Source organism: Desulfatitalea tepidiphila, from assembly GCF_001293685.1.
Lineage (GTDB): Bacteria > Desulfobacterota > Desulfobacteria > Desulfobacterales > Desulfosarcinaceae > Desulfatitalea > Desulfatitalea tepidiphila.
Map to the genome: position 1 here is coordinate 49666 of NZ_BCAG01000001.1, position 24690 is coordinate 74355.

At 57.1% G+C, this 24690-nt stretch carries 25 protein-coding genes; 14 read left to right on the forward strand and 11 right to left on the reverse strand.

What is annotated here, in order from left to right; translation table 11 throughout:
* Positions 1-240: 240 nt before the first annotated feature.
* Entirely contained in the window at positions 241-822 is a 582-nt protein-coding gene (locus DFT_RS00235; protein ID WP_054029245.1) for a peroxiredoxin family protein, read from the forward strand.
* A 2-nt stretch (positions 823-824) separates the two neighbouring features.
* Positions 825-1415: a peroxiredoxin gene (locus tag DFT_RS00240; RefSeq protein WP_054029246.1), complete on the forward strand. Its 591-nt coding sequence runs from the start codon at positions 825-827 to the stop codon at positions 1413-1415.
* Between the two features lie 10 nt (positions 1416-1425).
* On the opposite strand, the gene DFT_RS00245 is transcribed toward DFT_RS00240, so the two are convergent.
* Entirely contained in the window at positions 1426-4719 is a 3294-nt protein-coding gene (locus DFT_RS00245) for an AfsR/SARP family transcriptional regulator (protein ID WP_054029247.1), read from the reverse strand.
* A gap of 281 nt (positions 4720-5000) precedes the next feature.
* Here DFT_RS00245 and DFT_RS00250 point away from each other — a divergent pair, with 281 nt between their 5' ends.
* Positions 5001-5735, forward strand: coding sequence for a response regulator (locus DFT_RS00250; RefSeq protein WP_054029248.1), 735 nt, complete (start codon positions 5001-5003; stop codon positions 5733-5735).
* Between the two features lie 38 nt (positions 5736-5773).
* Here the strand turns inward: DFT_RS00250 and DFT_RS00255 are convergent, their stop codons facing one another.
* Positions 5774-6580 (reverse strand): CbbQ/NirQ/NorQ/GpvN family protein, encoded by an 807-nt coding sequence (locus tag DFT_RS00255; protein ID WP_054029249.1) that lies wholly within the window; start codon positions 6578-6580, stop codon positions 5774-5776.
* Between the two features lie 146 nt (positions 6581-6726).
* Between DFT_RS00255 and DFT_RS00260 the strand changes: the two genes are divergently transcribed.
* Positions 6727-7896 carry a TraB/GumN family protein gene (locus tag DFT_RS00260; protein WP_054029250.1) on the forward strand — a complete coding sequence of 390 codons (1170 nt, stop codon included), beginning with the start codon at positions 6727-6729 and terminating at the stop codon, positions 7894-7896.
* 19 nt (positions 7897-7915) lie between these two features.
* Here the strand turns inward: DFT_RS00260 and purN are convergent, their stop codons facing one another.
* Complete coding sequence (gene purN, locus DFT_RS00265; protein ID WP_054029251.1) at positions 7916-8716, reverse strand: phosphoribosylglycinamide formyltransferase; 801 nt, start codon at positions 8714-8716, stop codon at positions 7916-7918.
* A gap of 199 nt (positions 8717-8915) precedes the next feature.
* On the opposite strand from purN, the gene DFT_RS00270 reads away from it, so the two are divergent.
* The 4 genes from DFT_RS00270 (at position 8916) to rpmB (ending at position 11968) form a co-directional block, all read left to right on the forward strand.
* Complete coding sequence (locus DFT_RS00270; protein ID WP_054029252.1) at positions 8916-10145, forward strand: EAL and HDOD domain-containing protein; 1230 nt, start codon at positions 8916-8918, stop codon at positions 10143-10145.
* A 116-nt stretch (positions 10146-10261) separates the two neighbouring features.
* Positions 10262-10588, forward strand: coding sequence for a thioredoxin (gene trxA / locus DFT_RS00275; protein WP_054029253.1), 327 nt, complete (start codon positions 10262-10264; stop codon positions 10586-10588).
* Positions 10589-10593: 5 nt separating this feature from the next.
* Positions 10594-11265, forward strand: coding sequence for an outer membrane protein assembly factor BamD (locus DFT_RS00280; RefSeq protein ID WP_076750339.1), 672 nt, complete (start codon positions 10594-10596; stop codon positions 11263-11265).
* A gap of 511 nt (positions 11266-11776) precedes the next feature.
* The gene (gene rpmB / locus DFT_RS00285; RefSeq protein WP_054029254.1) at positions 11777-11968 is read left to right on the forward strand and encodes a 50S ribosomal protein L28; all 192 of its coding nucleotides are present in this window, start codon (positions 11777-11779) and stop codon (positions 11966-11968) included.
* Positions 11969-12115: 147 nt separating this feature from the next.
* On the opposite strand, the gene DFT_RS00290 is transcribed toward rpmB, so the two are convergent.
* Positions 12116-12931 (reverse strand): MBL fold metallo-hydrolase, encoded by an 816-nt coding sequence (locus DFT_RS00290; protein WP_054029255.1) that lies wholly within the window; start codon positions 12929-12931, stop codon positions 12116-12118.
* Positions 12932-13165: 234 nt separating this feature from the next.
* Here DFT_RS00290 and DFT_RS00295 point away from each other — a divergent pair, with 234 nt between their 5' ends.
* A complete protein-coding gene (locus tag DFT_RS00295) occupies positions 13166-13612 on the forward strand; it encodes a hypothetical protein (protein WP_054029256.1) in 447 nt (148 codons plus the stop codon).
* A 158-nt stretch (positions 13613-13770) separates the two neighbouring features.
* Positions 13771-14925, forward strand: a complete 1155-nt coding sequence (locus tag DFT_RS00300) for an MFS transporter (protein WP_054029257.1) — start codon at positions 13771-13773, stop codon at positions 14923-14925.
* Positions 14926-15070: 145 nt separating this feature from the next.
* On the opposite strand, the gene DFT_RS00305 is transcribed toward DFT_RS00300, so the two are convergent.
* From DFT_RS00305 to DFT_RS26065, 6 genes are all read right to left on the reverse strand, one after another.
* The gene (locus tag DFT_RS00305; protein ID WP_054029258.1) at positions 15071-15682 is read right to left on the reverse strand and encodes a response regulator; all 612 of its coding nucleotides are present in this window, start codon (positions 15680-15682) and stop codon (positions 15071-15073) included.
* A 404-nt stretch (positions 15683-16086) separates the two neighbouring features.
* The gene (locus tag DFT_RS00310; RefSeq protein ID WP_054029259.1) at positions 16087-16905 is read right to left on the reverse strand and encodes an NYN domain-containing protein; all 819 of its coding nucleotides are present in this window, start codon (positions 16903-16905) and stop codon (positions 16087-16089) included.
* 118 nt (positions 16906-17023) lie between these two features.
* Entirely contained in the window at positions 17024-17773 is a 750-nt protein-coding gene (locus DFT_RS00315) for an esterase family protein (protein ID WP_054029260.1), read from the reverse strand.
* A 16-nt stretch (positions 17774-17789) separates the two neighbouring features.
* Entirely contained in the window at positions 17790-18947 is a 1158-nt protein-coding gene (locus DFT_RS00320) for an ATP-grasp domain-containing protein (RefSeq protein WP_054029261.1), read from the reverse strand.
* Positions 18948-19160: 213 nt separating this feature from the next.
* Positions 19161-19667: a peptidylprolyl isomerase gene (locus tag DFT_RS00325; RefSeq protein ID WP_076750315.1), complete on the reverse strand. Its 507-nt coding sequence runs from the start codon at positions 19665-19667 to the stop codon at positions 19161-19163.
* Between the two features lie 152 nt (positions 19668-19819).
* A complete protein-coding gene (locus tag DFT_RS26065) occupies positions 19820-19993 on the reverse strand; it encodes a hypothetical protein (RefSeq protein WP_161807056.1) in 174 nt (57 codons plus the stop codon).
* Here DFT_RS26065 and DFT_RS00330 point away from each other — a divergent pair.
* The 3 genes from DFT_RS00330 (at position 19983) to DFT_RS00340 (ending at position 22700) form a co-directional block, all read left to right on the forward strand.
* Positions 19983-20795, forward strand: a complete 813-nt coding sequence (locus tag DFT_RS00330) for a dihydropteroate synthase (RefSeq protein WP_054029263.1) — start codon at positions 19983-19985, stop codon at positions 20793-20795. The two genes, DFT_RS26065 and DFT_RS00330, sit on opposite strands and share 11 nt — an antisense overlap.
* Before the next feature lie 541 nt (positions 20796-21336).
* Entirely contained in the window at positions 21337-22185 is an 849-nt protein-coding gene (locus DFT_RS00335; RefSeq protein ID WP_054029264.1) for an amidohydrolase family protein, read from the forward strand.
* 14 nt (positions 22186-22199) lie between these two features.
* A complete protein-coding gene (locus DFT_RS00340; protein ID WP_054029265.1) occupies positions 22200-22700 on the forward strand; it encodes a pyridoxamine 5'-phosphate oxidase family protein in 501 nt (166 codons plus the stop codon).
* On the opposite strand, the gene rlmN is transcribed toward DFT_RS00340, so the two are convergent.
* Entirely contained in the window at positions 22677-23717 is a 1041-nt protein-coding gene (gene rlmN, locus DFT_RS00345) for a 23S rRNA (adenine(2503)-C(2))-methyltransferase RlmN (RefSeq protein WP_076750340.1), read from the reverse strand. The two genes, DFT_RS00340 and rlmN, sit on opposite strands and share 24 nt — an antisense overlap.
* A 545-nt stretch (positions 23718-24262) precedes the next feature.
* Here rlmN and DFT_RS00350 point away from each other — a divergent pair.
* Positions 24263-24655 (forward strand): universal stress protein, encoded by a 393-nt coding sequence (locus DFT_RS00350; RefSeq protein ID WP_054029267.1) that lies wholly within the window; start codon positions 24263-24265, stop codon positions 24653-24655.
* Positions 24656-24690: the final 35 nt, after the last annotated feature.

Consider the following 24690-nt stretch of genomic DNA (forward strand, 5'->3'; position numbering starts at 1 on the left):
CTGCGCAAAGAGCTGTGCGGCCTTCGCACAGAGAGGCGCGGCAGGAAGGAATGGCGAACATATTCCCTCATAGCAGTTGGAAGTTACGGAAAGGTTACGGAAAGGTTACAGATCGGGTTAATCCTGAAAGTTTTGAGCCTAGAAAGAGATCAATTCGGGGAAAGGCTGTTTTTTTGCTTGATTATTCCCAGCAACCGCATTGAGATATAAAATATTTAACCATATAGAAGAGGGGGGATTATGCTTAAAAAAGTATGGGCTTGGGTGGTGTTGGGCTTCGTCCTCGCCGTTTCGATGGGCCAGGCAGCGTCTGACGTGATTTCTCCCCAGAACCCGTTGCCGCGCTTTGAATTGTCCACCCCCCAGGACCAGGGCGGACTCGCCTATCTGGGGGTGGATGCAAAAAAATCCAAATTTACCGTCGGTGATATCGACGCCGATGTGGTGATCATCGAAATATTCAGCATGTACTGTCCGTTTTGCCAGCTCGAAGCGCCCAAGGTGAATACCCTGTTTAAGCGGATTGCCGAGGACAAGGCGTTGGCCGGTCGCGTCAAGCTGATCGGCATCGGCGTGGGGAACTCGGATTACGAAGTCGATTACTTCCGCAAGTCTTATCAAATTGATTTCCCCTTGTTTTCGGACGGAGACTTCACGATTCACAAAGCATTCGGCGAAGTGCGCACTCCCTTTTTCGTCGGTATTAAACGGGGTGCCGACGGTCAACCCATCGTATTTTTTACGCACTTGGGGGCTTTTGAATCGGTCGAGGGCTTTTTGGCGGACATCATCAAGGCCAGCGGAATCAAAGGAGGAAAATAGTGATGAAGCGTATGTCTCTCTCTCTCGTTCTGCTGCTCGTGTTTTTATGGGGTACGGCCTTGGCGCAGTCGACGGCCTACAAGGAGAAGATTTTTGACCCCGGTCCACTCAAGAGCATCGACAGCCGTGTGAAGGTAACGGCCGGACAGATCGCGCCGGACTTCACCTTGCCGGCCATCGACGGTCGCACGATTCGCCTGAGCGATTATCGAGGGGAAAAGAATGTCGTGCTGTCCTTCGTTCCGGCTGCCTGGACACCGGTCTGTTCGGATCAATGGCCGGGATACCATCTGGCACGCGGCTTGTTCGAGGACCATGACGCCGTCGTATTAGGGATCAGCACCGACAATACGCCCAGTCAGTTCGCCTGGGTCCGGCAAATGGAGGGGTTGTGGTTTCCGGTGCTGTCGGATTTCTGGCCCCATGGCGCTGTGGCCGATCAATACGGCCTGCTGCGCGGCGACGGCATGACCGAACGGGCCCTCGTCTTTATCGACAAGAAGGGAATCATCACCTACGTGCACGTCAACGATATCAACACCCGCCCCAAGCTGGACCTGATTGCCGCTCAATTGGCCGCCATGAACAAGTGAGCCGAGCCGTTCAGGCATTGACCGGGCCATTTTTGATCAGGGCAAGCATCTCGCCGTCCGGCTCCATGCCCAATTCCATCTTCAAGGCGGATCGGAACTGCTCGAACACATCTCTGGCGTCTTTGTGTCGTCCCAGGCGGGTGTAGAGCATGATCAGCTCCCGGATGACCCTTTCCTGGAACGGGTCAATTTGGATGGCGGTCCGGCAGCAATCAGCGGCCGCCTCCAGTTGGCCCCCGTCGCGGTACACCGAGCTGACAGCCAGAACCGTTTCGAAATAAGTGTCCCTCAGCGCCCATCTTTTCATCTCCATCCAGGGGGCATAGGGCTCTTCGGGCATGAAATCGCCCTGATAGAGGGCCACGAGGTGATGGCCCAGGGGCGGGATCTGCTCCACCGTTCCGTCGGCCAGATGACGTTTGATTTCTTTGCAGCAGACGAGAAACTCTTCCAGGTCCACTCGGCATCGCGATTTGTCCAGGGAGATCAGGTTGTCTTTGAGGTGCACGAAAGCTGAACTCTGGTGGCTGTTCAGGTCTGGCTCAAGGGATTTACGAAGCCGATGCAGCGTGACCTTGAAATTTTGTCGGGCGGAGGAAGGGAGGCTTTCAGGCCAGAGGTTGTCCATGATGATGTCCCTGGGGATCTCACGCAATCCATGGACGAGCAAGGCCTTGAACAACAATTTGGGGCGATTGCCGCCCCACTGGCGTTCGGTGATCGGCTGCCGGCCGTCGCGCAGTACCGCGAAACCGCCGAAGGTGCGGATGTCCAGCCAACCCGGTGGCGCCTGGGGTCGGTCGTCAGCGTCAAAGAGCGCTGCGAGGGTGGTATGAAGCCCCACCGGATGGACCTCGACACGCTCCTGGCTCGGCGGGCTCGATGACGCCGGCCGGCCCAAGGATTCATTGTTTCGATCCGCCATCGCACAAACTGCTTCTCGGTCACCGGGACTCAGAACGACAAAGGGCAATATCTTTTCCCCGGCCGCCATGTTGAACCCCTGATCCAGATGTAGCTGGACAGCCTTCAGATTGTTGGCCCGATCATGAGCAAGGGCCAGCATCAGGTGGGTTTCGGCCAGCGCCGGGGCGTTGGCCGTGGCTTCGAAATAACCCCTGGCGCGGTTCAGCAGCATCAGGGCCTGGGAATGGTCGTCCAGGTGCAGGGCGGCCATGGCCCGCAATTGCCGGGCTTGCATGGCCGGCAGGATGTCGACGCCTGTATCCTCCATCATCTTAAGAGCGCGGTCGGCTGCGGCGGCTGATTGGGAATGGTTCCCGCAATGGTATTCCACCAGAGCGTTCAATCGATGGGCGAGGGCCTTGAAGTGCATGCTGCCGGACAGTAGCGCCACATCCAGAAAATGGCGGGCCGTCAGTCGGGCCGGGATCCAGGCCTTCCGGGCAATCTGGATCATGCCGGTGGCTTCCACATAGCGCGGATAGAGAAAGACGAGACCATGGGTCTCGATGTCGGTGCGCACCGATGGCAGGATCATCTCCGCGCCGTTCAGATCTCCATGGCGTCGATCCATATCCACGGTGGCCAGGCGCTTGAGGATATCCCAGGTCAACGCAGGCGGGGATTCGGATAGCGATTCGGATTCGGGCACGGCCTTGGCCAGCCGAGCCCGGGCCTGGTCGAATCGGCCCTCATCGATCAAGCCCAGGCTGAATATGATGCTGGCTTGGGCGATCAAACCGGCATTGCCCATCTTGCCGGCCAGCAGCGATGCATTGCGGGCGGCGGACATTCCCCTGGCCAGATCCAGGCCTCCGGCGATATATCCAAAAGCGATCTGCAGCCAGAGGAGCAACTTGGCCCAGGCATGATAGGGTACCTCGCCTTGCACGGATAGTAGCGCTTCACCCCTGCGGATCCAGGTGAGGATATCATCGGGCGTGCGTCCTTGAAAAACCAGCGCCTCTATGGAAAAGGCCGCGGTCAACATGCACCCGCGCATGTCCTTTTGAGTTTGAAACGCCTCCCAAACCGCACGGTAATCCGCCACGGATCTGGCCTGGCCTTTGAGGCGGCGCGCCAGCGTGAGGAGCAGAAAGAGCCAGGGGTCGGATTGGATCTGTTGCGAGGGCAGTTGGGTCAGCCAGAACTCGAGTCGGGCCAGCCGTCCTTCGATGATCATGTCTATGCCGGCCCCCTTGATCGCCTCGGCGGCGCTCAGGGGATTGCCCGATTTGAGGTACCAGGGGATGGCCGCCTTGAGTTCGCCCTGGGTGTCGTAAGCCAGTCCCAGGTCGTGGCAGTATCTCTGTCGCTCTTCCGGCGCGAGATCCATGGCCATCCGGGTGTGCAAATACTCCCGGAACAGGGGGGTGAAGCGATAGCGGAGGGGGGCCTCCTGGCCATGACCCACAATATGAAGGAATCCCGAATTTTCGGAAAAATGACGGATCAGGGTCGGTCCGGCAGCCATGTCCGGTATCTTTCGAAGCAGTTCGGGATCGATGAGGTCCGGCAGAGAGAGTTGCAACAGGAGGTGTCTCTGATGATCGGAGATCCGGCCGAAAACCTCGGCATCGAAAAACGGCGCCGCGTCCACGGAAAGTGTCTCCAGGAGAGATTCCAGGGAACCGTCGCCCGACATCTGGGGCCGCTGTGCCAGGGCGCGGGTTATCAGTGCCAAGCCGCCAGCCCAGCCATCGGTCAGACGGTGCAGCCGGTCGATCCAATCCGGATCCGGTTCGAGTCCATGGAGGTGTCGGAAGTATTGGTCTGTCTCGGCCGGTGTGAAGGCCAAATCCTCGTTGTTCAACACCCATCGACCGGCCACGATCCATTCTCCGAGGGCCGAGAATGTTTCTGCCCGTCGAGACAGGAGCCACAGACGCCAGCGGCCTGTGCTTCTGCGGCACAACTCACCGATTTGATCGTAGGCTGGTGAACCGGCTGCCAGACGGTCGAGGCCGTCGATGACGATTTCCAGCCCTTCGGGCAGTTCGTCATAGATGCGTTCCAGCGCTTGCTGCGGTGGGGACGCGTGATCCAACGAGCGGAGGCTGAGCGCTGCGGGCGAGGCATGGGCCAATGCGTCAAGAAACTGCGTGGCGAAAGCCTCGGCAGCGTTACTGCTCTCTTCGATGGCGATCCAGACGATGTTGGCGTTTTGCGACTTGAGAAAGTCGGCGACCAGGCTTGTTTTGCCCTGGGCTGCCTGACCCTGAATAAAAAGAGGACCCCTTGCCGGCTGAGACCGCAACCCTTCCCACAGGCGAGGTCTGGGGACCAGGCAAGGCCATCGCAACGGGTTGATGGTGGCCAGACAGACAGATATGGGTTGCATGCTCGTCATCCGGCACTGCCGGAAAGGTTCAGCCGTACATTAGGCATCAAAAAATCGGTTTAATTCTAACAGATCCCTGTTGGCCTGAAAACATCCAATTGTGGATCGTCGCCTTCCCCTTGAACATTCATCTGAACATATCACGACAAAAATACTGATTTGAGCGCTTGAAATGGTGTATGCTGAATGTAAATCACCCAGGGGTCCGTCGGTCGCGCATATCGGCCTATTTTTTGCTGTGGCCGCCGGTTTGACTCCCTTGGAAAAGGATGCGGAACGCCATGGAAGAAAATTTGCCCACCGTTTTGGTCGTCGATGATGAACGCGCCACGCTCACCATGTTCAATCTTTTCCTTAAGGCCTTCGGATACAACGTCCTGCTGGCGGAAAACGGCCGATCGGCATTGGATATGGTTGAACAAGAGGTCCCGTCCATCGTCTTCACCGACCTCAAAATGCCTGAGATGGATGGTTTTCAGGTTCTGAAACAGATCAAGCACCTGTCGCCGCAGACCGAGGTGATCGTCATTACCGGTCATGGCGATATGGATCTCGCCATTCAGGCGCTGAACCTGGACGCCACGGATTTTATCAATAAACCGATCAAGCGCAGCGCCTTGGAATCTGCGCTGCGGCGCGCACTCGACCGGTTGAAAAATCCGCTTTCCATGGGCTGCCGCTTGTCGATAGGATTTGAAGAAGGTCTTGCCCGCATCCTCATACAGGGAACCTTGCGACGGGAAAACCGCGAAGATCTCAACTCTTGTTGTCAACGCGCCTTGCAGGAGGCCACGCGAGGCGTCTTGTTCGTGTTTGCGGACAATGCCGCCGTCAATGGGACCGGGATCGCAGAGCTGATCAACCATCTGGCGATCATCAACCGGGAAAAATTGCCAGTGGCGATCGTCGGATTGTCCGAAAACTTCAAGGCGATCTTCGAGATGGTGGGCGTGATGCGTTTTGCCACGCTTCACGATGCAGAGGGCGATGCCGCGCGATACCTGACCGGCTTTTAAAGCCGGACAAAGGCCCATCCATCTTTTATGGATGGGTGCTAAAAAAGATCGGCGATCAGATCGGCAAGGGTCTCCTGCAGGCGGTCATCGTCGGTCAGCGGAAGGCAAACGGCCGTTTGGCAGGCCTGGGCCGGCGGGATACCGCGCCGGATCAGCTGGGCGGCATAGATCAGGAGGCGGGTACTTGCGCCTTCGGTCAACCCTTGTTCCCGGACATTGCGGATCTTGCCGGCCAGGTTGACCAGGCGTTCGGCCATTTCCGGTGCGATGCCGCCTTCGGTGGCCACGATGCCAGCCTCCTGTTCCGCCGGCGGATAGTCGAACTGGATGCCGACGAATCGCTGGCGCGTGCTTTGCTTGAGATCCTTGAGCACGGATTGGTAACCCGGATTGTACGAGATCACCAGCATGAAGTCTTCATGGGCATGGAGCAATTCGCCCTTCTTGTCGATGCTGAGCATACGGCGATCGTCGGTCAGCGGATGGATCACGACCGTGGTGTCCTTGCGTGCCTCGACGATTTCATCCAGGTAGCAGATGGCTCCCATGCGAACGGCGCGGGTCAGCGGGCCGTCCACCCAGATCGTCTCATCGTGTTGCAGCAGGTAGCGCCCCAGCAGGTCGGACGCGAACAGATCTTCGTGACAGGCCACTGTGACCAGCGGCCGTTTGAGGCGCCAGGCCATGTGCTGCACGAAGCGTGTTTTTCCGCAGCCGGTGGGCCCCTTGAGCATGACCGGCAGTTTGGCCCGCCAAGCCGCTTCGAACAGCTGAATTTCATTGGCGCTGCTCAGATAGAACGGTTCTTCGGAAATGATGAAATTCGCTGATTCTTGGGGTCCCATGCCCGGATGCCTCCTGGATGCCGTTGACATCTCTCGTTAAGCGTATATATTGATCCGGCTTTGCCTGCCGGCCGATGGAGTTTCCCCCGATGCCTTCCCCCGGACGTGCACGCCAATCAACGCACAAAAGGTTACCTATAATATCGATGGATTCGAAAAACAACACTGATCCCGTTCATCGCCTTGCCTATGAGGGCAAGGACATTCTCCTGGTGGGTACGGCCCATGTTTCCAAACAGAGTGTGGAGCTTGTGCAATCCGTGATCGACCAGGAGGGGCCCGACACGGTGTGTGTCGAGCTGTGCGCCGGCCGGTTCCAAACCTTGCGCCAGAAGGACAGCTGGCAGCAGATGGACATCGTCAAGGTGATCCGGGAAAAAAAGTCGTTTCTGCTGCTTTCCAATCTGATCCTGGCCGCTTTTCAAAAACGTATCGCCGCCAAGCTGGATATTCGTCCCGGACAGGAGATGATCCAGGCCATCGAGTCGGCCGAGGCGATCGGGGCGACTGTTCATCTGGCTGACCGTGACGTGCGCGTTACCCTTTCGCGCACCTGGCGCCAGATGGGTTGGTGGGCGCGCATCAAATTGATTTTCCAGCTGATACTCTCTTTTGGGGATGTGGACGACATCGGCGCCGAAGAGGTGGAGCGTTTGAAACAGCAGGACATGCTCGAGACGATCCTGGCTGAAGTGGGCCGATCCCTGCCCACCATTCGCAAGACGCTGATCGACGAACGCGATCAATACCTGGCCGCCAAAATTCGCACCGCACCCGGACAAAAGATCGTGGCCGTGGTGGGCGCCGGCCATGTGCCGGGCATATTGAAATACTGGTCCCAGCCATTGTCGATCGGGGAGCTGGAAACCCTGCCGCCCAAGGGGCGTCTGGGATCCCTCTTCAAATGGGGCATTCCCGCGATCATCGTTGCTTTGATGGCCTATGGCTTTTTCAGGGGCGGGTCAGAGGTCGGCGCCGGCATGGTGATGTGGTGGATCGGCGCCAATGGCCTGCTGGCCGGCCTGGGCGCGCTGGCTGCCTGGGCTCACCCCATGACGATTCTTTCGTCCATGTTGGCGGCCCCCCTGACCTCCTTGAATCCCATGATCGCTGCCGGCTGGGTCTCAGGCCTGGTGGAAGCCTTTTCGCGCAAACCCCAGGTGAAGGACTTCGAGCGCCTCCAGGAGGATATTCAGTCCCTGCGTGGTTTCTGGAGCAACAAGGTCACGCGCATTCTGCTGGTGGTTGCCTTTACCAATCTGGGCAGCGCCGCGGGCACATTTGTGGCCTTCCCCATGATGATGCAGTTGCTGTGATCCTTACTATGAACCGGTTTTACTCCTGCTCGACGATTTTGACCACCCGACGCTGAACCACCTGCCCATTGTCCAGCCGATGGGTCATTATGATCGTCTGCAGACGGTTTTCAGCGAACAGCTGGATGCATTCGGGGTAGAGCTGCCACTCCAGTTCCAACCCTTTGCGCTTGATCGCGTCGAGCGTGTCCTCTTCCGCGATGGAGAAACAGCGCTGGCCGATGATCGGACCGGAATCCTCGCCGTAATCGATGAAATGAACCGTGCAGCCGCCGACTTTGCATCCATAACGATAGGTGTCGCCATAACCATCCACGCCGGGAAATGCCGGCAGCAGGGCCGGATGGATGTTCATGATGCGGGGATGTCCCGGATCGGTATTGAAGCGGTCGATGAAGTAGGGCGTCAGATTGCGCATGAACCCCGCCAGGACCAATAGATCCACCGGATAGCCGGCCATTTTTTCCAGGAGCTGGGACTCGGCGATGGCGCGGGTGGTCAAGAACCTTTCCACCGTTTTCCGTTGACCGTCCGTTTTGAACAGGTTTTGTTTTTTGATTAATTCGTCGATGTCGAAATCTGACGGTAGTTTCAGCCGTTCTGGGGCCTCCTTGTACGCCTGGATGATGGCACCGTAATCGACCACGAAGCTCGGAATCCCATGCCGTTGGGCCCGCCCGAGGCCCGCTGCATTCGGATTGTCCGACCCCACGAAGACCATCTCGCCGTTGATCCTGCCCGATTCGCAGGCGTCGATGATCGCCTGCAGATTGGTGCCGCCGCCAGAAATCATGGCGCCGATCATTATTTTTTTTTCCATCGTAGGACTCCTGGTTATTACAAATGATGTGGTTCGGCAGGTCCGCCATCGAAATGACTGTCGGCCCATGGCTATCAGACCCTGCGGCGGGTGTCAAAGGCCCCGGTTGCCGACGGGTTTAAGTTTCCCCACCGCCAACCGATATTGATTCAAGATTCGAACAGGTGTTGAACCGGATATCCAACCGGATATCCAATGGATGAATGAGATCATGGACGCCTACGTTGCCCGACAGCCGATTTTCAACCGTCGGAAAAAAATATTCGGATATGAATTGCTCTTCAGGGATGCCACGGCACGGTTTACACCCGAAATAGACGGAGACACCGCCACTTCGACCGTCCTGGGCAACACCTTTTTCAACATCGGGATCGATGCCTTGAGCGGCGGCAAAAAATCCTTCATCAACTTCACCGAGAACCTGTTGGTTAAAAAGATTCCTCTGTTGTTGCCCACCGGAGAAACCGTCATAGAGATCCTGGAAAATGTTCGCCCCACCCCGGAATTGATCGCCGCCTGCCAGGAGATGGTGAAAAAAGGCTGCACGCTGGCGCTGGACGATTTTGCCTATACCCCTGAACTCAGACCCCTGATCGATCTAGCCCACATCATCAAGTTCGATTTCAGGCTTTCGTCGGCTGACCAGATCGCCTCCTATCTTGAACAGATTCCCCGTCGCAATGGATTGAACATGCTGGCCGAAAAAATCGAAACGTACCAGGAGTTCGAACAGGCCAAAGCGATGGGGTTCGATTTTTTCCAGGGATTTTTCTTCTGTAAGCCCGAGCTGGTCAAAGGAAAGCAGATTTCCGGGTCCCAGCTGAACCTGTTGCAGATCATGGCCGCAGTGAACCGGACCGATTTTGACTTTTCCACACTGGAGAAATTGATCGCTCCAGATGTGAGCCTTTCTTATAAGCTATTGAAATATATCAACTCAGCCTTTTTTGCCAAGGCCCGGCAGATCACCTCTATCCAGCAGGCCCTGGTCTATATGGGCGAGGCGGAAATACGCCGATTCGTCTCCCTGATTGCCATGTCCAACCTTGCCAAGGGCAAACCGGACGAACTGATTCGGGTTTCATGCATCCGCGGCAAGTTTTGCGAATTGCTGGGTGCATTGGCCGATCAGCGCTGCGATCCCGGTGAGTTGTTTACCCTCGGCATGTTCTCGCTGATCGACGCCATTGTCGATCAGCCAATGGCTCGGGTGATGAAAGAGCTGCCCCTCTCTGAAAGCATCAAAAGTGCTCTGTGCGATCGGCGGGGCGAACTGATCGGATACCTGGCGTTAGTGGAAAACTACGAGAAAGGCCTTTGGGCATTGGTCGGGCGCCTGGCCGAAGCTTTGAAGATCCCCTCGGATCATCTCACGGAGGCCTATCGAAAGGCCTGTGCCTGGGCCAATACCTTTTCCGAGCCCGAGTAGCGGGTCTGCGACCGATCCGCCGGGATTAAAGCCGCCGTGCGTGTTGACAACCCTGGGGGTTCATATTATTTTTGGCTTTTTCAAACGAACGCCTTGATAGAAAGGACGATAACGCTATGGCAAAAGGGATCATGGAAATCAGTGACAGCAGTTTTGACAGCGAAATTTTAAAGTCTGACAAACCCGTCGTGGTAGACTTTTGGGCGCCATGGTGCGGGCCGTGCAAAGCCATCGGCCCGGTGCTCGAAGATTTAGCCGGAACTTATGGCGACCAAGTGAAATTCACGAAATGCAATGTCGATGACAATCCTGTCACGCCGGGCAAGTTCGGTATCAAGGCCATTCCCACCCTGATTTTCTTCAAAGAGGGCAAGGTGGTGGACCAGATCACCGGTATGGTTGCCAAAACCAAACTGGAAGACACCCTCAAGAACATTCTTTGATCGCCATGAAGGCGATACGTTTTCTTGCAATTTCTCTGATGGCGGCCATGGTGGTCTGCTCCGGATGTGCCTGGTTTGGAAAGGACGGCCAGGAAAAACGGGCCGACGAGTTGATCCAGGAAGGCGTCGAAGCCTATGACAAAGGAAACTACAAGCAGGCCATAGAAGCCTTCGGTCAGCTCAAAGATTGGTATCCGTTCAGTAACTATGCCATACTGGCTGAGTTGAAAATCGCCGATGCGCATTACCACCTTCAGGAATATCCTGAGGCTGTGGCCGCCTATGAAGAGTTCGAGCGTCTTCACCCCCGCAACGAAGCGACGCCGTATGTGGTTTTCCAGATCGGTATGTGCTATTTCGAGCAGATCGATGCCATCGATCGGGATCAAACCCCGGCTCGCAAAGCCTTGGAAACGTTTCGTCGCCTCATTGGTCAGTTTCCCAATGATCCCTATGCGTTGAAAGCCCAAAACAATATTCACCACTGCTTCAAGAGCATGGCGGGCAATGAATTTTACGTGGGACGGTACTATTTTCGCCATGGTGTTTACGCGGCCGCCCTGGAAAGATTCCTTGCGGTGATCAACGAGTACCCGGACGTCGGGTTTCATCGTGAGGCTCTTCTGTATATCGCCGCTTGTGAAGCCTACCAACCGGTGGATGAGAAATCCCCTTAATCCGAGAAACACAGGCCCGGCTCCGGGGGATGGTATCCAGCAGCAATTCTAACAGAATGCGATTCCCCTTGACGGGCGCGCCCCTCAAAAGTTTTTTGATACAAAAATTCGCATCGCAAGGGATATGGCAGGCGTGGATGGGCCAGGTGGCCAGGGCCACGTGAGCCAGCGGTCTTAGAGCCAGTTGAATGCAAACGGCGGACAAGCGGTCCAGACTGTTTGAGCGCAGCGAGTTTCTGGGTCGCCCGCCGTGCATTTTACTGGCTCTTGACCGCTTGGCGTGTGGCATCGGCCACCTGTTCCAACCACGCCGGGTTTAATGAATAGCGTTCAGTTAGAATCACTGGGCATCCAAAAAAGAGCTTTACAGGACTCTTAAAAGGGGGTATGAAGCCAAATTCGTCTATCGAGCTATACCGGCCGACTCGACCGGCGTGATACCACGGGTTGAGCCACCCCGGTGAATCTATTTCAATTTTTTTGATGATATCGAGCGTAGCGGAGAGATCCAATGGCCAGAGAATGCGAAATCTGTGGAAAGAAGCCGATGGTGGGAAGCAATGTCAGCCACGCCCACAACGTCACCAAACGTCGTTTCAAGCCCAACTTGCAGAGCGTTCGCGCCCTAAAGGACGGTCGTCCCAGAAAGATCCTGGTTTGCACCGACTGTATCAAATCGGGTCGCGTCATCAAGACGGCGTGATGTTCAACCATCTGGCATCGTAGCGACCGGTTCACCTCGGGTGCACCGCGACCGAAAACGGTATACAGACCCATCGAGATGGATCTGCGACAGGCTGCAGATCCATCTTTTTTTGTTTGGCCGTCCGCAACGAGGTTGTCGGGGTTTTCAAAATTCGAAGGTGTCATACACATCCGGAACCACTACCTCGAGCTCAGGAAAACACCTCTCGATCGTCTTCACCATCCCCTGGATATCCGTAAACGGCAGGCTTCTGGTGCGGCTTCCCTTAATGTGGGGCCTGGAAAAATCGTCATGATGGAAAAGGACCACGGTTTGCGGTCGGACCCGTTCGATCAGCCGCCGGGGATACCCCCGGCATTTTTTCCAACCCGGCACGCATAGAAAGAGTACATCACAGGTGTGCCCCGCCATTTCGGCGTCAATGAAATTGGCGCTGCCCACATGGATGAAGGTTTTGCCCTGGATGGCGAGTTTGGGGGCGAATACCGTTCCCACGCGATAGCCGCTGGCTTTCATGGGCAGGCAACTGTCAGCCCCAATTTCTCCCGGAAAGGGTACCTTTCCCATCGCCACGAGACCATGGGCCGATGGCACCATGGTGACCGCCGTATTCTCTCCCAACGGCACCGTTTCCCTTCCGGAACAGACCTGCACCCGATTCGGCAGGCCGTTGATTTCCATCAACGTGTTCAACGAGGCGCTGCCCACCACCGTGCAGTCGCAATGACCGGCGATATAAGGCACATCCAGAGCATGGTCCGAATGGGTGTGGCTCACGATAATCGCATCGATCTGTTTCATATCGGGCAGATGGGTGGAGATGGCCGCCTCGTTCGGAACAATGACGCGGGTCAGGGTATGAAAAATGCCCACCCGTGTGTGATAGGGGTCGATGAGGATGGTATGTTGGCCGGTTTCAAATTGGAGACCGGCGGCACCGGTCCAGGTCACTCGGATCATCGGGACACTCCTGGCAACGATTTTTTACATGGCCATCGAGGGCCAGCATGAACGGGCACATTTGCAGATAATGGGATCAGCTTCAACAGGAAACGCCGATGGTGGTGCCAGTGCCGGAAGGGTGCGGCGCTAATAAAATGATTCAAGGATCACCACAAAGGGCCGATATTACCAAAATAAGGCCCGAGGCAGTCATCTACAGGGGCGGACAGAAGACGGATGCAAGGACGCCGTATGAAGATTACACTGGAGGATCTGGCACCCTTCAAGGAGATATGTCGTAAAATATGCCTTAATATCCCGGCAGGTTATGCCTGGGGATGGGATGACAAACGACATATGGCCATGGTCGTTCTCGAAGGCGAGGATGCCGAGCTTGTTTTTTTTCCCCTGTTCAAAGAGTTCCGCCATCATTGGAATTTTACTTCCACTCCGCCCGAAAACGCCTCGATCATCGAGTGGGTCGACAGCCAATTCGGGCTCATGCCCGGTCAGGTGCTGTTCACTACCTATGCCCTGCACAACCTGGTTCTCTGTGTGGCTTGGTGGCCGTGGGGTGAAGATCAGAAAGTCTCCATGCGAGTCGGACTGATTCCCGTGAATAAAGCGCGGTTGCGCGATGGCGTGGTCGATCAGTGCCTCCGGTGCTGGTTGCAGATATCCATGCCGGACAACATCTGAATCCCTTTTCCTCCCGATTGATAAATTCGATCGGTAAAACCGGTTGACGCCCCACAGGACGGTCCCTATAGTGCCGCCACTGATGCCGGGATCGCGCTGGACAGCCCCGTCATGGCATAAAAATCCCCATTTTAAATAAGGATGGGTTTAACTTCGTGATGCCTTCCGCAAAAGCCAATATCAAGATACTGGCCGCCCTGACCCTGGTGCACTTCACGGGTGATTTCTACAGTTCGTTCACCACGCCCCTGTTTCCTCTTTTTGTTGAGAAGATGGGACTTTCCATGACCGCTGTGGGCGTCATCGCCGGTGTCAACCGGTTGCTGGCCTTTATCGTGCAGCCGTTTATCGGGTACATGGCCGACCGCTATCCGACCCGAGGGTACCTACTCACCGGCCTGATCATGACGGTCGTGTTCATTCCCCTTTCGGGGATCTCCATTGGTTTCTGGTCGCTTCTCGTGGTCGTTGCGCTCGGTTCCGTGGGTTCGTCCATGTTCCATCCGCCGGTCACCGGCATGGTGCCGCTGTATTCGGGACGCAATCCCGGGTTCGCCATGTCGGTATTCAACACCGGTGGCACGCTGGCCTTCGGGATCGGGCCGCTCTTCATCACCTGGTTTGCCACTCGCTTCGGCCTGACGGCGGTGCCCTACACCATGCTGCTGGGTTTGATGGTGGTGGTCTATCTGTTTGCCGTCGTTCCGGTGCCCCAAAGCGAAGGGATGCGTTCCCTGGGGTTTGTCGGATCGATCAAGGAGAGCCTCGGTTCGGCCTGGAAAACGGTGGGATTGATCTGGATGGTGATGGTGCTGCGTGCCATCGTCGGGCAGTCCTTCATGACCTTCATGCCGGTCTATTATGTCCAGAAAGGCTTTTCGGTGGTGTCGGCCGGTCTTCTTTTTTCGCTGTTCACCATGGCCGGCACCTTCAGTGGTCTGGCCGCCGGGCACCTGGCCGATCGGATGGGGTTTAAAAAGATTTTCATTTTCACGCACGGACTGATGGCACCGGTCCTGTTGCTGCTGCTTTGCCTCGAAGGCGCATGGGTCTACCTGGGCGTCGTTCTGGCCGGTATCTTCGTCTTGGCCACCATGCCCCTGGGCGTTGCCCTGGCCCAGCAGTTGGCCCCCAAAGGGCGCTCCATGGTGGCCAGCCTGATGATGGGATTTGCCTTCGGCCTGGGTGGTATCGTATCGCCCCTGGTGGGGAAAATGGCCGATCTCTACTCCATTCACGCCACCTTGACGGCCCTGGCGCTGGTGCCCCTGCTGACGTTGCCCCTGATCATGGGGTTCCCGCGAAACAAGTAATGCTCGAACAGTGTCCATCCACTAATGGCCAATTGGCCCGATTTCGGTGTTGCGCGGAAAATTTGATCTTAGCCATATCGACCATATGCCTGCGGTTCAAATTTCCATGCGCCTTGGACTTGACCATCGGAAGATAAATTTTTCGTTATCGCCGGGAGTGGTCCAGTTCGGGATAGAGCACCCTGGCACACTCGGGGCAGATGCTGTGGGAAAAGTCCGCTTCCGAATGCTCATGGATATACACTTCAATGGGCTGCCACCGCCCCTCCTCGTTGCGGATTTTTTTACAGGAAGCGCAAATCGGTAACAATCCGCTGAGCCGTTTGACTTCATTCAGCGCCTTTTCAAGGTCGGCGATCAATCGTTCGCGCTCTTTGGTGGCGCGGTATTTGATCAGTGCGATTTCGATCGTATAGCGCAGCTCGGCATTGTCGTAGGGCTTGAGTATATAGCCATAGGCATTGGCGTTGACGGCGCGTTCCAGCAAGACCTGATCGCTCAAGCAGGTGACAAAAACGATGGGGATGTCTTTTTGATTGTGAATCAATTCAGCGGCCTCGACCCCGTTCATGTCGCCTTCCAGCAGAATGTCCATCAATATGAGGTCCGGGGATTGCTCGACAGCCATGCGAACCGCCGCTGGGCCTGTTCGTGCGATATCGCACACATGGTAGCCAAAGGAGCTCAAACGCGCTTCCAATACGGTTGCCACATGGGTATCGTCTTCAACCACGAGAATGTTGGCCGGTAGGGTCATCGTATCATTCCTTTTACGGCGTCCATCGATCAAGGGGTGCACTTTTGATGACACTGGATGCAAAAATTTCTCCTTCCGGGATGAATCGCCTCATTTCTTGGGACCACTTGGATCATCCGTCGTTTGTGTCAACAGCGGGGGATGAATTCAAATATCCTGGTGTTACAAGTTGTTGCGCATCGTTTGGCGAGCGGCGGTACAGGCGCGAAAGTGGACTCGAATATCCAGACGAGCGATCGGCACTATGGAATATTGCAATTGGCTTGCCAGGGCATGGAGGCGTGATCACTTCCGTTCACTGAATTGGGAACGACGGCATGCAGTGACGTTATGTTTAGGAAGGAAAACCGTGGGCCAGCGGAATTGGCGGGAATTGAAGCCAGGCGCTTGCTTCGAGGATCTCGCTACTCGTCTTCCTGATGGAAACGTTTGATGATATACCCGCCCGACTTTTCATCGGGTTCCAGCTCCATCAAGTCCCTGGCGGCCGCCTCTTCGAGCAGGCGTTTGAACGAGCGAAAGCCATAGTAGGACTCGTTGAAACCCGGACGCCGGCGCTTGAGAGTCTGTTTCACCATGGAGCCCCAGATCTTCTCTTCCGAGCCGCGCTCCTCGGCCAGGGCCTCGAGGGTTTCCATGATCAGATCCAGCGCCTCCTGGGTACGCTCTTCGGCGTCCTTTTCGGGCACGCTGCTCTTGGTTCCCTGACGTGCCGCTTTGCGGGTCGACTTTTTGCGTGCCTTCTTTTTGCGCACCAGGTCGTCGTAATAGATAAACTCGTCGCAGTTGGCGATCAATAGATCGGAACTGGAGTTTTTAACCCCCACACCGATGACGATCTTATTGTTTTCGCGCAGCTTGCTCACCAGCGGTGAAAAGTCGGAGTCCCCGCTGATGATGACAAAGGTATCCAGGTGGGATTTGGTGTAGCACAGGTCCAGGGCATCGACCACCATGCGGATATCGGCCGAGTTTTTGCCCGATTGACGCACGTGGGGAATTTCGATCAGCTCGAATGCCGCCTCGTGCATGGCCGCCTTGAAGTCTTTGTACCGTTCCCAGTCGCAGTAGGCTTTCTTGACCACGATGCTGCCCTTGAGCAGGAGACGTTCGAGCACTTTGGCGATATCGAAGGCGTCGTAGCGTGCTTCTTTGACGCCCAGGGCTACGTTTTCAAAGTCGCAAAAGACGGCGATATTTTCGGTTTCGGTGGTCTTGTCCATACGCGCTCCCAGTGGGGTTGTTGCCGTTTTAACGGATAGCGGTAAAAGTGGCGACTCTGACTCTATTTAGCCCAACTCCCTGGATCGGCTCAAGACAAAAGCAGTGGCGTCAATGGGGTCAAGGATAGAGGTGTCCCAGAAAATAGTTCATCTGTTTGTACCACCATGGCCAGTCGTGATTCACATCGTGGCCCCAGATGTCGATCCAGGCCGGAATGCCCTTTTCCCGGCAGATGCTTTCCAGATGGCGGGTGTCCGCCAGCGCCTCCTCGTCCCAGGCGCCTTGTCCGGCGCATACCACGATGGTGCGTTGCCGGTATTGCTCGAGGATGTACCCATCGACCAAACCGGCCAGGTAGGTGAGCGGGGAATTGAAATAGACCGCCGGCAGGTCGTCCGATCCCAGCCCGAATTCCGCGCGGTCGAGACGGTAGAGGCCGCTCAGGGCGACGGTGCCCTGGAACAGGTCCGGATGCTTGAAAAAGAAATTGAGGGCATGATAGGCGCCCATGCTGCACCCGTTGGTCATGGGGCGTGCTTCGGGTTGATGGCAATGCGCCCGCACGAACGGCACCACTTCGCCGGTGACATAGCGGTCGTAATCCTCGTGGCGCGCGTTGCGGTGCGCCGGGGGGACGGAAAAGTCGTACCAGGAGTCGCTGTCGATGCTGTCCACGCAAAAGAGTTTGATGCGACCGCCGTCGATAACGGAGGCGATGGCCGCCACCATGCCCATCCCTTCGTAGTCGAAATAGCGGCCCCGGGAACAGGGGAAGACGATGAAGGGATCGCCCCAGTGGCCGTAGACCTTCAGGGACATATCGCGTCCCAGGGCTGGGCTGTGCCATGCATGTTCTTCGATGTGCATTTGAGCTCCTGCTTGACTATGTCGCGTGGATAAAGGCCGTGATCTCTTCTATATCTTCGGTGCGCGGTGATCTGAAGATATAGCCCACGTCGCCCAGCGCACTGCTGAAGACGCCGGGTACGCTGGCTACCTGCACTATTTGAGGGCCGTATCGCGAGACGATCTCATCGTGATGGTGGCGGTATGAAATGCTGTTTTTCCGGCTGGCGTAACAGCAGTGGTACTTGCGGGAATACTCCAGATCGGTTTTTCCGTGAACCAGAAGCCGGGCCCAAGTGCGGTAGATGTCGATGTCGCAGGCGAAGTTGAACATGTCGGTGGTATAGCCGCCCGGCGGACGCATGTTCACCTCCAGCGCCGTATATCGATCGGGTCCGGTGCGGAAGAATTCGAAATGAAAGAAACGCTCGCGCACCGCGAAGCTTTGCACGCACCGCCGCCCCAGCCGCTCCAGTTCCGGCGGGATCTCGCGCAGCGAATGATAGCTGACGTGGCGCGCCTCGTTTACGGTTTCCATGATGCCCTGGCTGTAAGTGTGCGCCGTGTAGAACAGCAGGTTACCCTGGCGGTCGGCCAGTCCGTCGAATGAGTAGATGGTGCCGTGCACAAAGGCCTCCATGATGTATTGGACCGGCGGTTTGTTCCGGAAGAAGGCGGTCAGGTCCGCATCGTTGTCCAGGCGGAAGGTGTCCAACGCGCCGACGCCGGCATCGGGTTTGGCCACCACCGGGTAACCGGTCTGGGCGATCAGGGCGCGGGCATCCTGAATATCTTCCACCACCCGGCCGGCGGCGACCGTCACGCCGGCGGCGCGAAACCGTTCTTTCATCAAAGACTTGCGACGGATGGTGCCGATCTGGTCACCACGGATGCCGAAGATGTTGAAGTCGTCGCGAATACGCGCTTCGGTATCCAGCCAATACTCGTTGAGGGATTCGAAACGGTCCAGCTTGCCATACTTGTGGGTAAAATAGCCGCAGGCACGCACCAGGGCGTCGTAGTCGTTCATGTCGTCGACCCGGTAGTACTCGGTCAAGGCCTGGCGGACCTCTGGCGCCAGCTGGTCCCAGGGGGTGTCGGCGATGCCCAGCACATGGGCCCCCTCGGTTTTAAGGGCCTGGCAAAAAAGGTAGTATTGGGGTGGAAACTGGGGGGAGAGGTAAACGACATTCATAATCGCGGCTCCGGTTCGGGAAGATAGGGTTGTTCACGGGCTGACGGACGGGTCGTTTAAGTCGCCGTCGGGCTGGCCCATGGCCAATGCTTTGCCATTCAAGCGAGGTGCGTCCGGATGAGGTTCAAATCACCCCGGCCCTATCAGTTTCTCGAAGAAGGGGCCGGGGTGCCAGGAGAGCTGTGCGTGCAATAGGAAAGGCGGAGAGCGGGACTATTCCGGCAGGCTGTCGACCTCCTCGGCCTTGATGATTTCGATCGGCGTTTTGGGCACATCGTCATGCATGCCGGCCCGCCCGGTGGCGACTCCCTTGATTTTGTTGACTACCGCGTGACCCTTGGCCACCTTACCAAAGACCGCGTAGCCCCAGCCGCGCTCGTTTTTGGCGGTATGGTTGAGAAAGTCGTTCTTTTTCACGTTGATGAAGAACTGCGCGGTGGCACTGTGCGGATCCATGGTGCGCGCCATGGCCACCGTGTAGGGATCATTGGTCAGGCCGTTGTCGGCCTCGTTCTCGATGGGCGCACCGGTCGGTTTTTCCGACATGTTGGCGGTCATGCCGCCGCCCTGGATCATGAATCCGTCGATCACCCGGTGAAAGATGGTCCCGTCGTAATGGCCCGCTTTCACATATGAGAGGAAGTTGGCTACCGTTTGAGGGGCCTTTTCCGCGTTCAATTCCAAAAAGATGTCGCCCATGCTGGTTTCTAGTCTAACCACTGTTGTTTCCTTTCTTTATAGATCAGCCGTCCGAAACGAAGGCGCGGGGCATTATTGAAAGCCCGCACCCGGAATTTCCGGCCCGCCGGATGAAATGACAACGCCAATATGCGTATCGTTGGCGCCCATGGCAAGTCCTCGTATCGTCGGTTTTATACATCAAACCGGCGAAAAATGCCATGAATGATCCCTGTCGTTCGCGCCGGTGGTTTGATCTTTTTCATGGCACCCTGTATATCCCTGAATCGATGCGGCGTCTCGGCGCCACCCTTACCGGCAGCCGCACGAACACGTTCTGGAAGTGTATTTGAAACCATGATCATCATCGCCGACAACCTGCATGTCATGCAGCCGCTGTTTGCCCGGGCATTGACCTCCCTGGACCCGGTCCCTGTGCGGGCCATGGTAGAGGCGTGCCTGCAAAACGACGCCCAGGGGCTGGACCTCAATCCGGGTCCCCTGCGCAAACACCCGGAAGCGGCCATGGTCTTTCTGGTCGAAACCGTCCAGGCCATGACCGATTTGCCGCTGTTGCTCGACACGACCAATCCCGCGGCCATGGCCGCCGGCCTGGCCGCCTGTCGGGGCCGGGCCATGGTCAACGGGGTCTCTCTGGAGCCGGCCAAACTCGAACGGATTCTGCCTCTGGCCGTGCAGTTCGATGCCGACCTGATCGGCTACCTTCTGCACCCCAACAGCCAGGTCCCCATCGACGCGGCCGACATGATGGCCCTGGCCGTTGATCTGTTTCAAGCCGTTACCGATGGCGGACTCGATCCCCGGCGGTTGATCCTCGATCCGGTCATCGCACCCCTCTCCTGGCAGGACGGTGCGCGTCACAATCGGGCCGTGCTCGAGGTGATCGGTGCGCTACCCGATCTGTTGGGCACCCCGGTGCGCACCATCGCCGGCATTTCCAATCTCGCATCCGGCGCCATGCCGCTCGATCGCAAGATTTCCCTGGAAAAGGCGTTCGTACCCATGTTGGCCGCCGTCGGCCTGGACATGGCCCTGGTCAACGTGTGCCATGGGCCGACCGTGGAAACGATCCGGCTCTGCAACGGCCTGCTGGGTGAAGGGGTCTTTGCCTGGGCGGCATCGGGGCCGGCAACAAGCGGTTCTAACTGAATGCCATTACTGAAATCCGGCCCGGGTGGAACAGGCGGCAGATGCCACACGCCAAGCGGTCAAGAGCCAGTAAAATGCACGGCGGGCGGCCCAGAAACTCGCTGCGCTCAAACAGTCTGGGCCGCTTGTCCGCCGTTTGCATTTAACTGGTTCTAAGACCGCAGGCTCACGTGGCCCTGGCCACCCGCCCCCACCCGGGCCTGCCATTTATGCTGCCATGCGAATATTGTTATCTATTGTCCGCCCACAAATAGGTAAATTTGGTTGAGATCAAGGCGTGCGAAAAATTTTACAGCAGGCATATAGTTGATATTCCGAGGATAAAATTTTGAGCAGAACGCAGATATTGGGCAAATTGGCCATTTGTGGATGGGCACTATCTAACATGCACTGGAAAGCATGCCTTGAAGGCGAATCACATTCAGTTAGAACCGCTGACCGGCAACCGGAAAGGGCAAGACAAATTCAGGTTGATATGCTATCAGCCGTTGCTGTTGGACATGCTTTTTCTATCACCGGATAAGAACCAAAACAGCCCCATATGATTATCGACGCACATACCCATATATTTCCCTGTGACATGCGCGACCGCCGCGACCGTTATTTTGACAACGAACCGGCCTTCGAACTGCTCTATGCGTCACCCAAGTCCAGGATGGTCGGGGCGGACGAACTGGTGGCGGCCATGGATGCCCATGGGGTGGACAAGGCGGTGACCTTCGGGTTTCCCTGGCGCACGGCCGACCACTTCAGACGCCACAACGACTACATCCTCGAAGCGGTCCAGCGTCATCCCGATCGCCTGATCGGCCTGTGCTGCATGGACACCGAACAAGCCGAAGCGCCCAGGGAGGTCGAGCGCTGCCTGCAGGCCGGCATTTCCGGCGTCGGCGAGCTGGCCTTTTACTGTTCGGACATGGATTGTCAGTATCTGGCCGGTTTGGACGCCATCATGGACTTGGCGCGCCGGTTCGACTGCCCGGTGATGCTTCATACCAACGAACCCGTCGGCCATTCGTATTCCGGCAAAACCAGCAACACCCTGGCCCAGATCTACGCCCTGATCAAGAAGTACGCCGAAAACCGACTGATTCTGGCCCACTGGGGCGGCGGCATTTTCTGGTACAAGCTGATGAAAAAGGAAGTTTCCCAGGTCCTGGCCAACGTATGGTTCGACACGGCGGCCTCTCCGTTTCTCTACCGGGCCGATATTTACCGGTTGGCCATGGAACTGGCCGGAGAGGAGAAGGTGCTTTTCGGCACCGACTACCCGTTGCTCGCGCCCAAACGCTATTTCGACGAGATGGCCCAGGCCGGGTTGAACGAGGGCCAAAAAGAAAAGGTCTGCGGCCTCAACGCGGCTGCCCTGTTCGGGATCAACGACCGGTAAGGTGAGTTTTGGACATGCCCATGCAGCGCTCTGAAAAAGAGATCGTCCACCGCTCGGAAATCGATGCCGTCATCGATCGTTGCCTGATCTGCCACCTCGCTCTGGCCGCCGACGATGCGCCTTACGTAATCCCGGTCTGTTTCGGATACGACGGCCGGCACCTATACGTTCACACCGCGCCCGAAGGGCGCAAGATCGATTTGATCCGCCGCAACCCTCAAGTCGCCTTTGCCATGGAGACCGATCTTCGACTGCTGGAGGCCCCCACGCCCTGTAAATGGAGCTTCGCCTTCGAGAGCGTGGCCGGCCAGGGCCGCATCGAGGAGCTGGACGACCCCATCGAGAAAGCGGCGGCGCTCCATCACATCGTGCGGCATTACGCCCGGGAGCGGCACATGCCCCTGGTGTCGCCCGGTCCGGGCCTCAGGATCTGGCGAATCCATATCGAAGCGATCAGCGGCAAACGCTCCCAACCTCTGCGTAACCCCAAGTCAGGATCCGACCGGTCCGCCTGAAACGCCCCCCAGCTGGCCGCAGGCCGCGCGGATGCCGGCCCCCTTGGGGCCACGCAGGCGCACGAAGACTCCCAGGTCGACCAGGGCGCGGCGAAAGCGTTCGACCTCTTCAGGCCAGGGCGCCTCGAACGGGGACGCCTCCCTTGGGTTGTAGACGATCAGATTGACGCGCACCGGCAGCCCCGACACGAAGCGCGCCAGCCGGCGGGCATCTTCAGGCCGGTCGTTGACATCCCGGATCAGGACGTATTCGACCAGCAACACATTGCCCCGGGCCAACGGAAAGCCCTCCAGGACCGCCCGGAGCGTCCCGAGCCCGTACCGCCGATTGACGGGCATCAGGTTGCTTCGAAGCGCATCGTCGGCCGCATTGAGACTGACGGCCAGTTTGAGCTGCGGCCAGTTCAAGGCGGCCAACCGCTCGATGCCCGGCACCCATCCCACTGTGGAGAGGGTGATGTACCGCTTGGCGATATTCAGGCCGCGTTGATCCGATAAGACCGCGATAGCCTGGATCACTGCATCGAAATTATCCAGGGGCTCGCCCATGCCCATGAAGACCACATTGCGCACATCCAATCCCATATGGATCTTGACCATAAAGACCTGGGCCACTATTTCATCCACAGACAACGGTCGCAGCAATCCCATCTGCCCGGTCTGGCAGAAGCGGCAGCCCATGCGGCAGCCCACCTGGCAGGAGACGCACACCGTTGTGTGCTGCACCATGGGGATGAGTACGGTTTCCACGACCAGACCGTCGGCCAGGCGAAACTGCAGCTTGGTCACACCCTCTTCCTGGATCCGGCCGGACACTTTCGGCAGGTGCACCTTCAGATCCTGGCCGATGTGTCGCGCCAGTTCCGGAGAACCGCTGAATTCAGGCACTTCCCGCAGATCCAGCGCCGGCCTGTTGTAGAAGGCGCGGTAGAGCGCACCGGCATGGAACGGACCGCGGCCATAGCGCCGCTGGAGCTGCTCCACAAGCTGGTCGTATGTGAGGCTGAGCGGATTCATCGGGCCGAATGTAACGTTTTCGCCGGATGCTGGCAATAATCAAACAGGATGCCCAACGATTCCTGTTGAACGCCATTGATTAGACCCGGCTGGTGTGGAACACATTGCGTTGAAATCCCTGCCGTATTGGCAGCAATTCTAACTGAATGTGATTCACCCTTAAAGGCCTGCTTTCCAGTGCATGTTTGCTAAAAATATTCGCATGGCAGCGGAGATGGCAGACCCGGGTGGGGCAGGTGGCCGGGGCCACGTCAGCCAGCGGTCGCTAGTGCCGGTTGAATGCAAACGGCGGACAAGCGGTCCAGACTGTTTGAGCGCAGCGAGTTTCTGGGCCGCCCGCCGTGCATGTTACCGGCTCTTGACCGCTTGGCGTGTGGCATCGGCCACCTGTCCCACCCGGGCCGGATTTGGTGAATGGCATTCAGTTAGAATCCCTCCCGTTTTGGATATTTGATTGACTTTTTATGGGTTGTCTGGCATTCTCCGACGTTTAAAAAAATCGGCATGTTCCAAAAAGATCTGTTCTACAGGAGAGTTCTAAGCGAATGAAAATCTTGGTTGGATATGATGGTTCGGACATGGCACAGCGGGCATTGACCATCGCCCAGAGACGTGCCAAGGCTCTGCAGGGGGAACTTCACATTTTTGCTGCGGCCGTGAACGGCAAAATGGACAGCCCCAAAAATTCGCGATTGGAGTCAGGGCTCAAAGACAGCGAAATGTTATGTCAGGCGTGCAATATCAAGTGTAAAATCGAAATGTCCCAACAGCAGAACATGTCCGTGGCCGAGGACCTGGTGCGCTACGCCAGGGAGAATGAGATCGATGAAATCGTCATCGGTCTGCGCCGGCGTTCCCAGCTGGGCAAATTAATTTTCGGATCGACATCGCGCCAGGTCATACTCGAAGCCCCCTGCCCGGTGCTGTGCGTCAAATAGGGTCCTGATTTTCCCGGGACCGCCCCGGCCGCCAT

Coding starts and splice junctions, on each gene's coding strand:
- DFT_RS00235 (WP_054029245.1), top strand. CDS start 241: ATGCTTAAAAAAGTATGGGCTTGGGTGGTGTTGGGCTTCGTCCTCGCC.
- DFT_RS00240 (WP_054029246.1), top strand. CDS start 825: ATGAAGCGTATGTCTCTCTCTCTCGTTCTGCTGCTCGTGTTTTTATGG.
- DFT_RS00245 (WP_054029247.1), bottom strand. CDS start 4,719: ATGCAACCCATATCTGTCTGTCTGGCCACCATCAACCCGTTGCGATGG.
- DFT_RS00250 (WP_054029248.1), top strand. CDS start 5,001: ATGGAAGAAAATTTGCCCACCGTTTTGGTCGTCGATGATGAACGCGCC.
- DFT_RS00255 (WP_054029249.1), bottom strand. CDS start 6,580: ATGGGACCCCAAGAATCAGCGAATTTCATCATTTCCGAAGAACCGTTC.
- DFT_RS00260 (WP_054029250.1), top strand. CDS start 6,727: ATGGATTCGAAAAACAACACTGATCCCGTTCATCGCCTTGCCTATGAG.
- purN (WP_054029251.1), bottom strand. CDS start 8,716: ATGGAAAAAAAAATAATGATCGGCGCCATGATTTCTGGCGGCGGCACC.
- DFT_RS00270 (WP_054029252.1), top strand. CDS start 8,916: ATGAATGAGATCATGGACGCCTACGTTGCCCGACAGCCGATTTTCAAC.
- trxA (WP_054029253.1), top strand. CDS start 10,262: ATGGCAAAAGGGATCATGGAAATCAGTGACAGCAGTTTTGACAGCGAA.
- DFT_RS00280 (WP_076750339.1), top strand. CDS start 10,594: ATGAAGGCGATACGTTTTCTTGCAATTTCTCTGATGGCGGCCATGGTG.
- rpmB (WP_054029254.1), top strand. CDS start 11,777: ATGGCCAGAGAATGCGAAATCTGTGGAAAGAAGCCGATGGTGGGAAGC.
- DFT_RS00290 (WP_054029255.1), bottom strand. CDS start 12,931: ATGATCCGAGTGACCTGGACCGGTGCCGCCGGTCTCCAATTTGAAACC.
- DFT_RS00295 (WP_054029256.1), top strand. CDS start 13,166: ATGAAGATTACACTGGAGGATCTGGCACCCTTCAAGGAGATATGTCGT.
- DFT_RS00300 (WP_054029257.1), top strand. CDS start 13,771: ATGCCTTCCGCAAAAGCCAATATCAAGATACTGGCCGCCCTGACCCTG.
- DFT_RS00305 (WP_054029258.1), bottom strand. CDS start 15,682: ATGACCCTACCGGCCAACATTCTCGTGGTTGAAGACGATACCCATGTG.
- DFT_RS00310 (WP_054029259.1), bottom strand. CDS start 16,905: ATGGACAAGACCACCGAAACCGAAAATATCGCCGTCTTTTGCGACTTT.
- DFT_RS00315 (WP_054029260.1), bottom strand. CDS start 17,773: ATGCACATCGAAGAACATGCATGGCACAGCCCAGCCCTGGGACGCGAT.
- DFT_RS00320 (WP_054029261.1), bottom strand. CDS start 18,947: ATGAATGTCGTTTACCTCTCCCCCCAGTTTCCACCCCAATACTACCTT.
- DFT_RS00330 (WP_054029263.1), top strand. CDS start 19,983: ATGATCATCATCGCCGACAACCTGCATGTCATGCAGCCGCTGTTTGCC.
- DFT_RS26065 (WP_161807056.1), bottom strand. CDS start 19,993: ATGATGATCATGGTTTCAAATACACTTCCAGAACGTGTTCGTGCGGCT.
- DFT_RS00335 (WP_054029264.1), top strand. CDS start 21,337: ATGATTATCGACGCACATACCCATATATTTCCCTGTGACATGCGCGAC.
- DFT_RS00340 (WP_054029265.1), top strand. CDS start 22,200: ATGCCCATGCAGCGCTCTGAAAAAGAGATCGTCCACCGCTCGGAAATC.
- rlmN (WP_076750340.1), bottom strand. CDS start 23,717: ATGAATCCGCTCAGCCTCACATACGACCAGCTTGTGGAGCAGCTCCAG.
- DFT_RS00350 (WP_054029267.1), top strand. CDS start 24,263: ATGAAAATCTTGGTTGGATATGATGGTTCGGACATGGCACAGCGGGCA.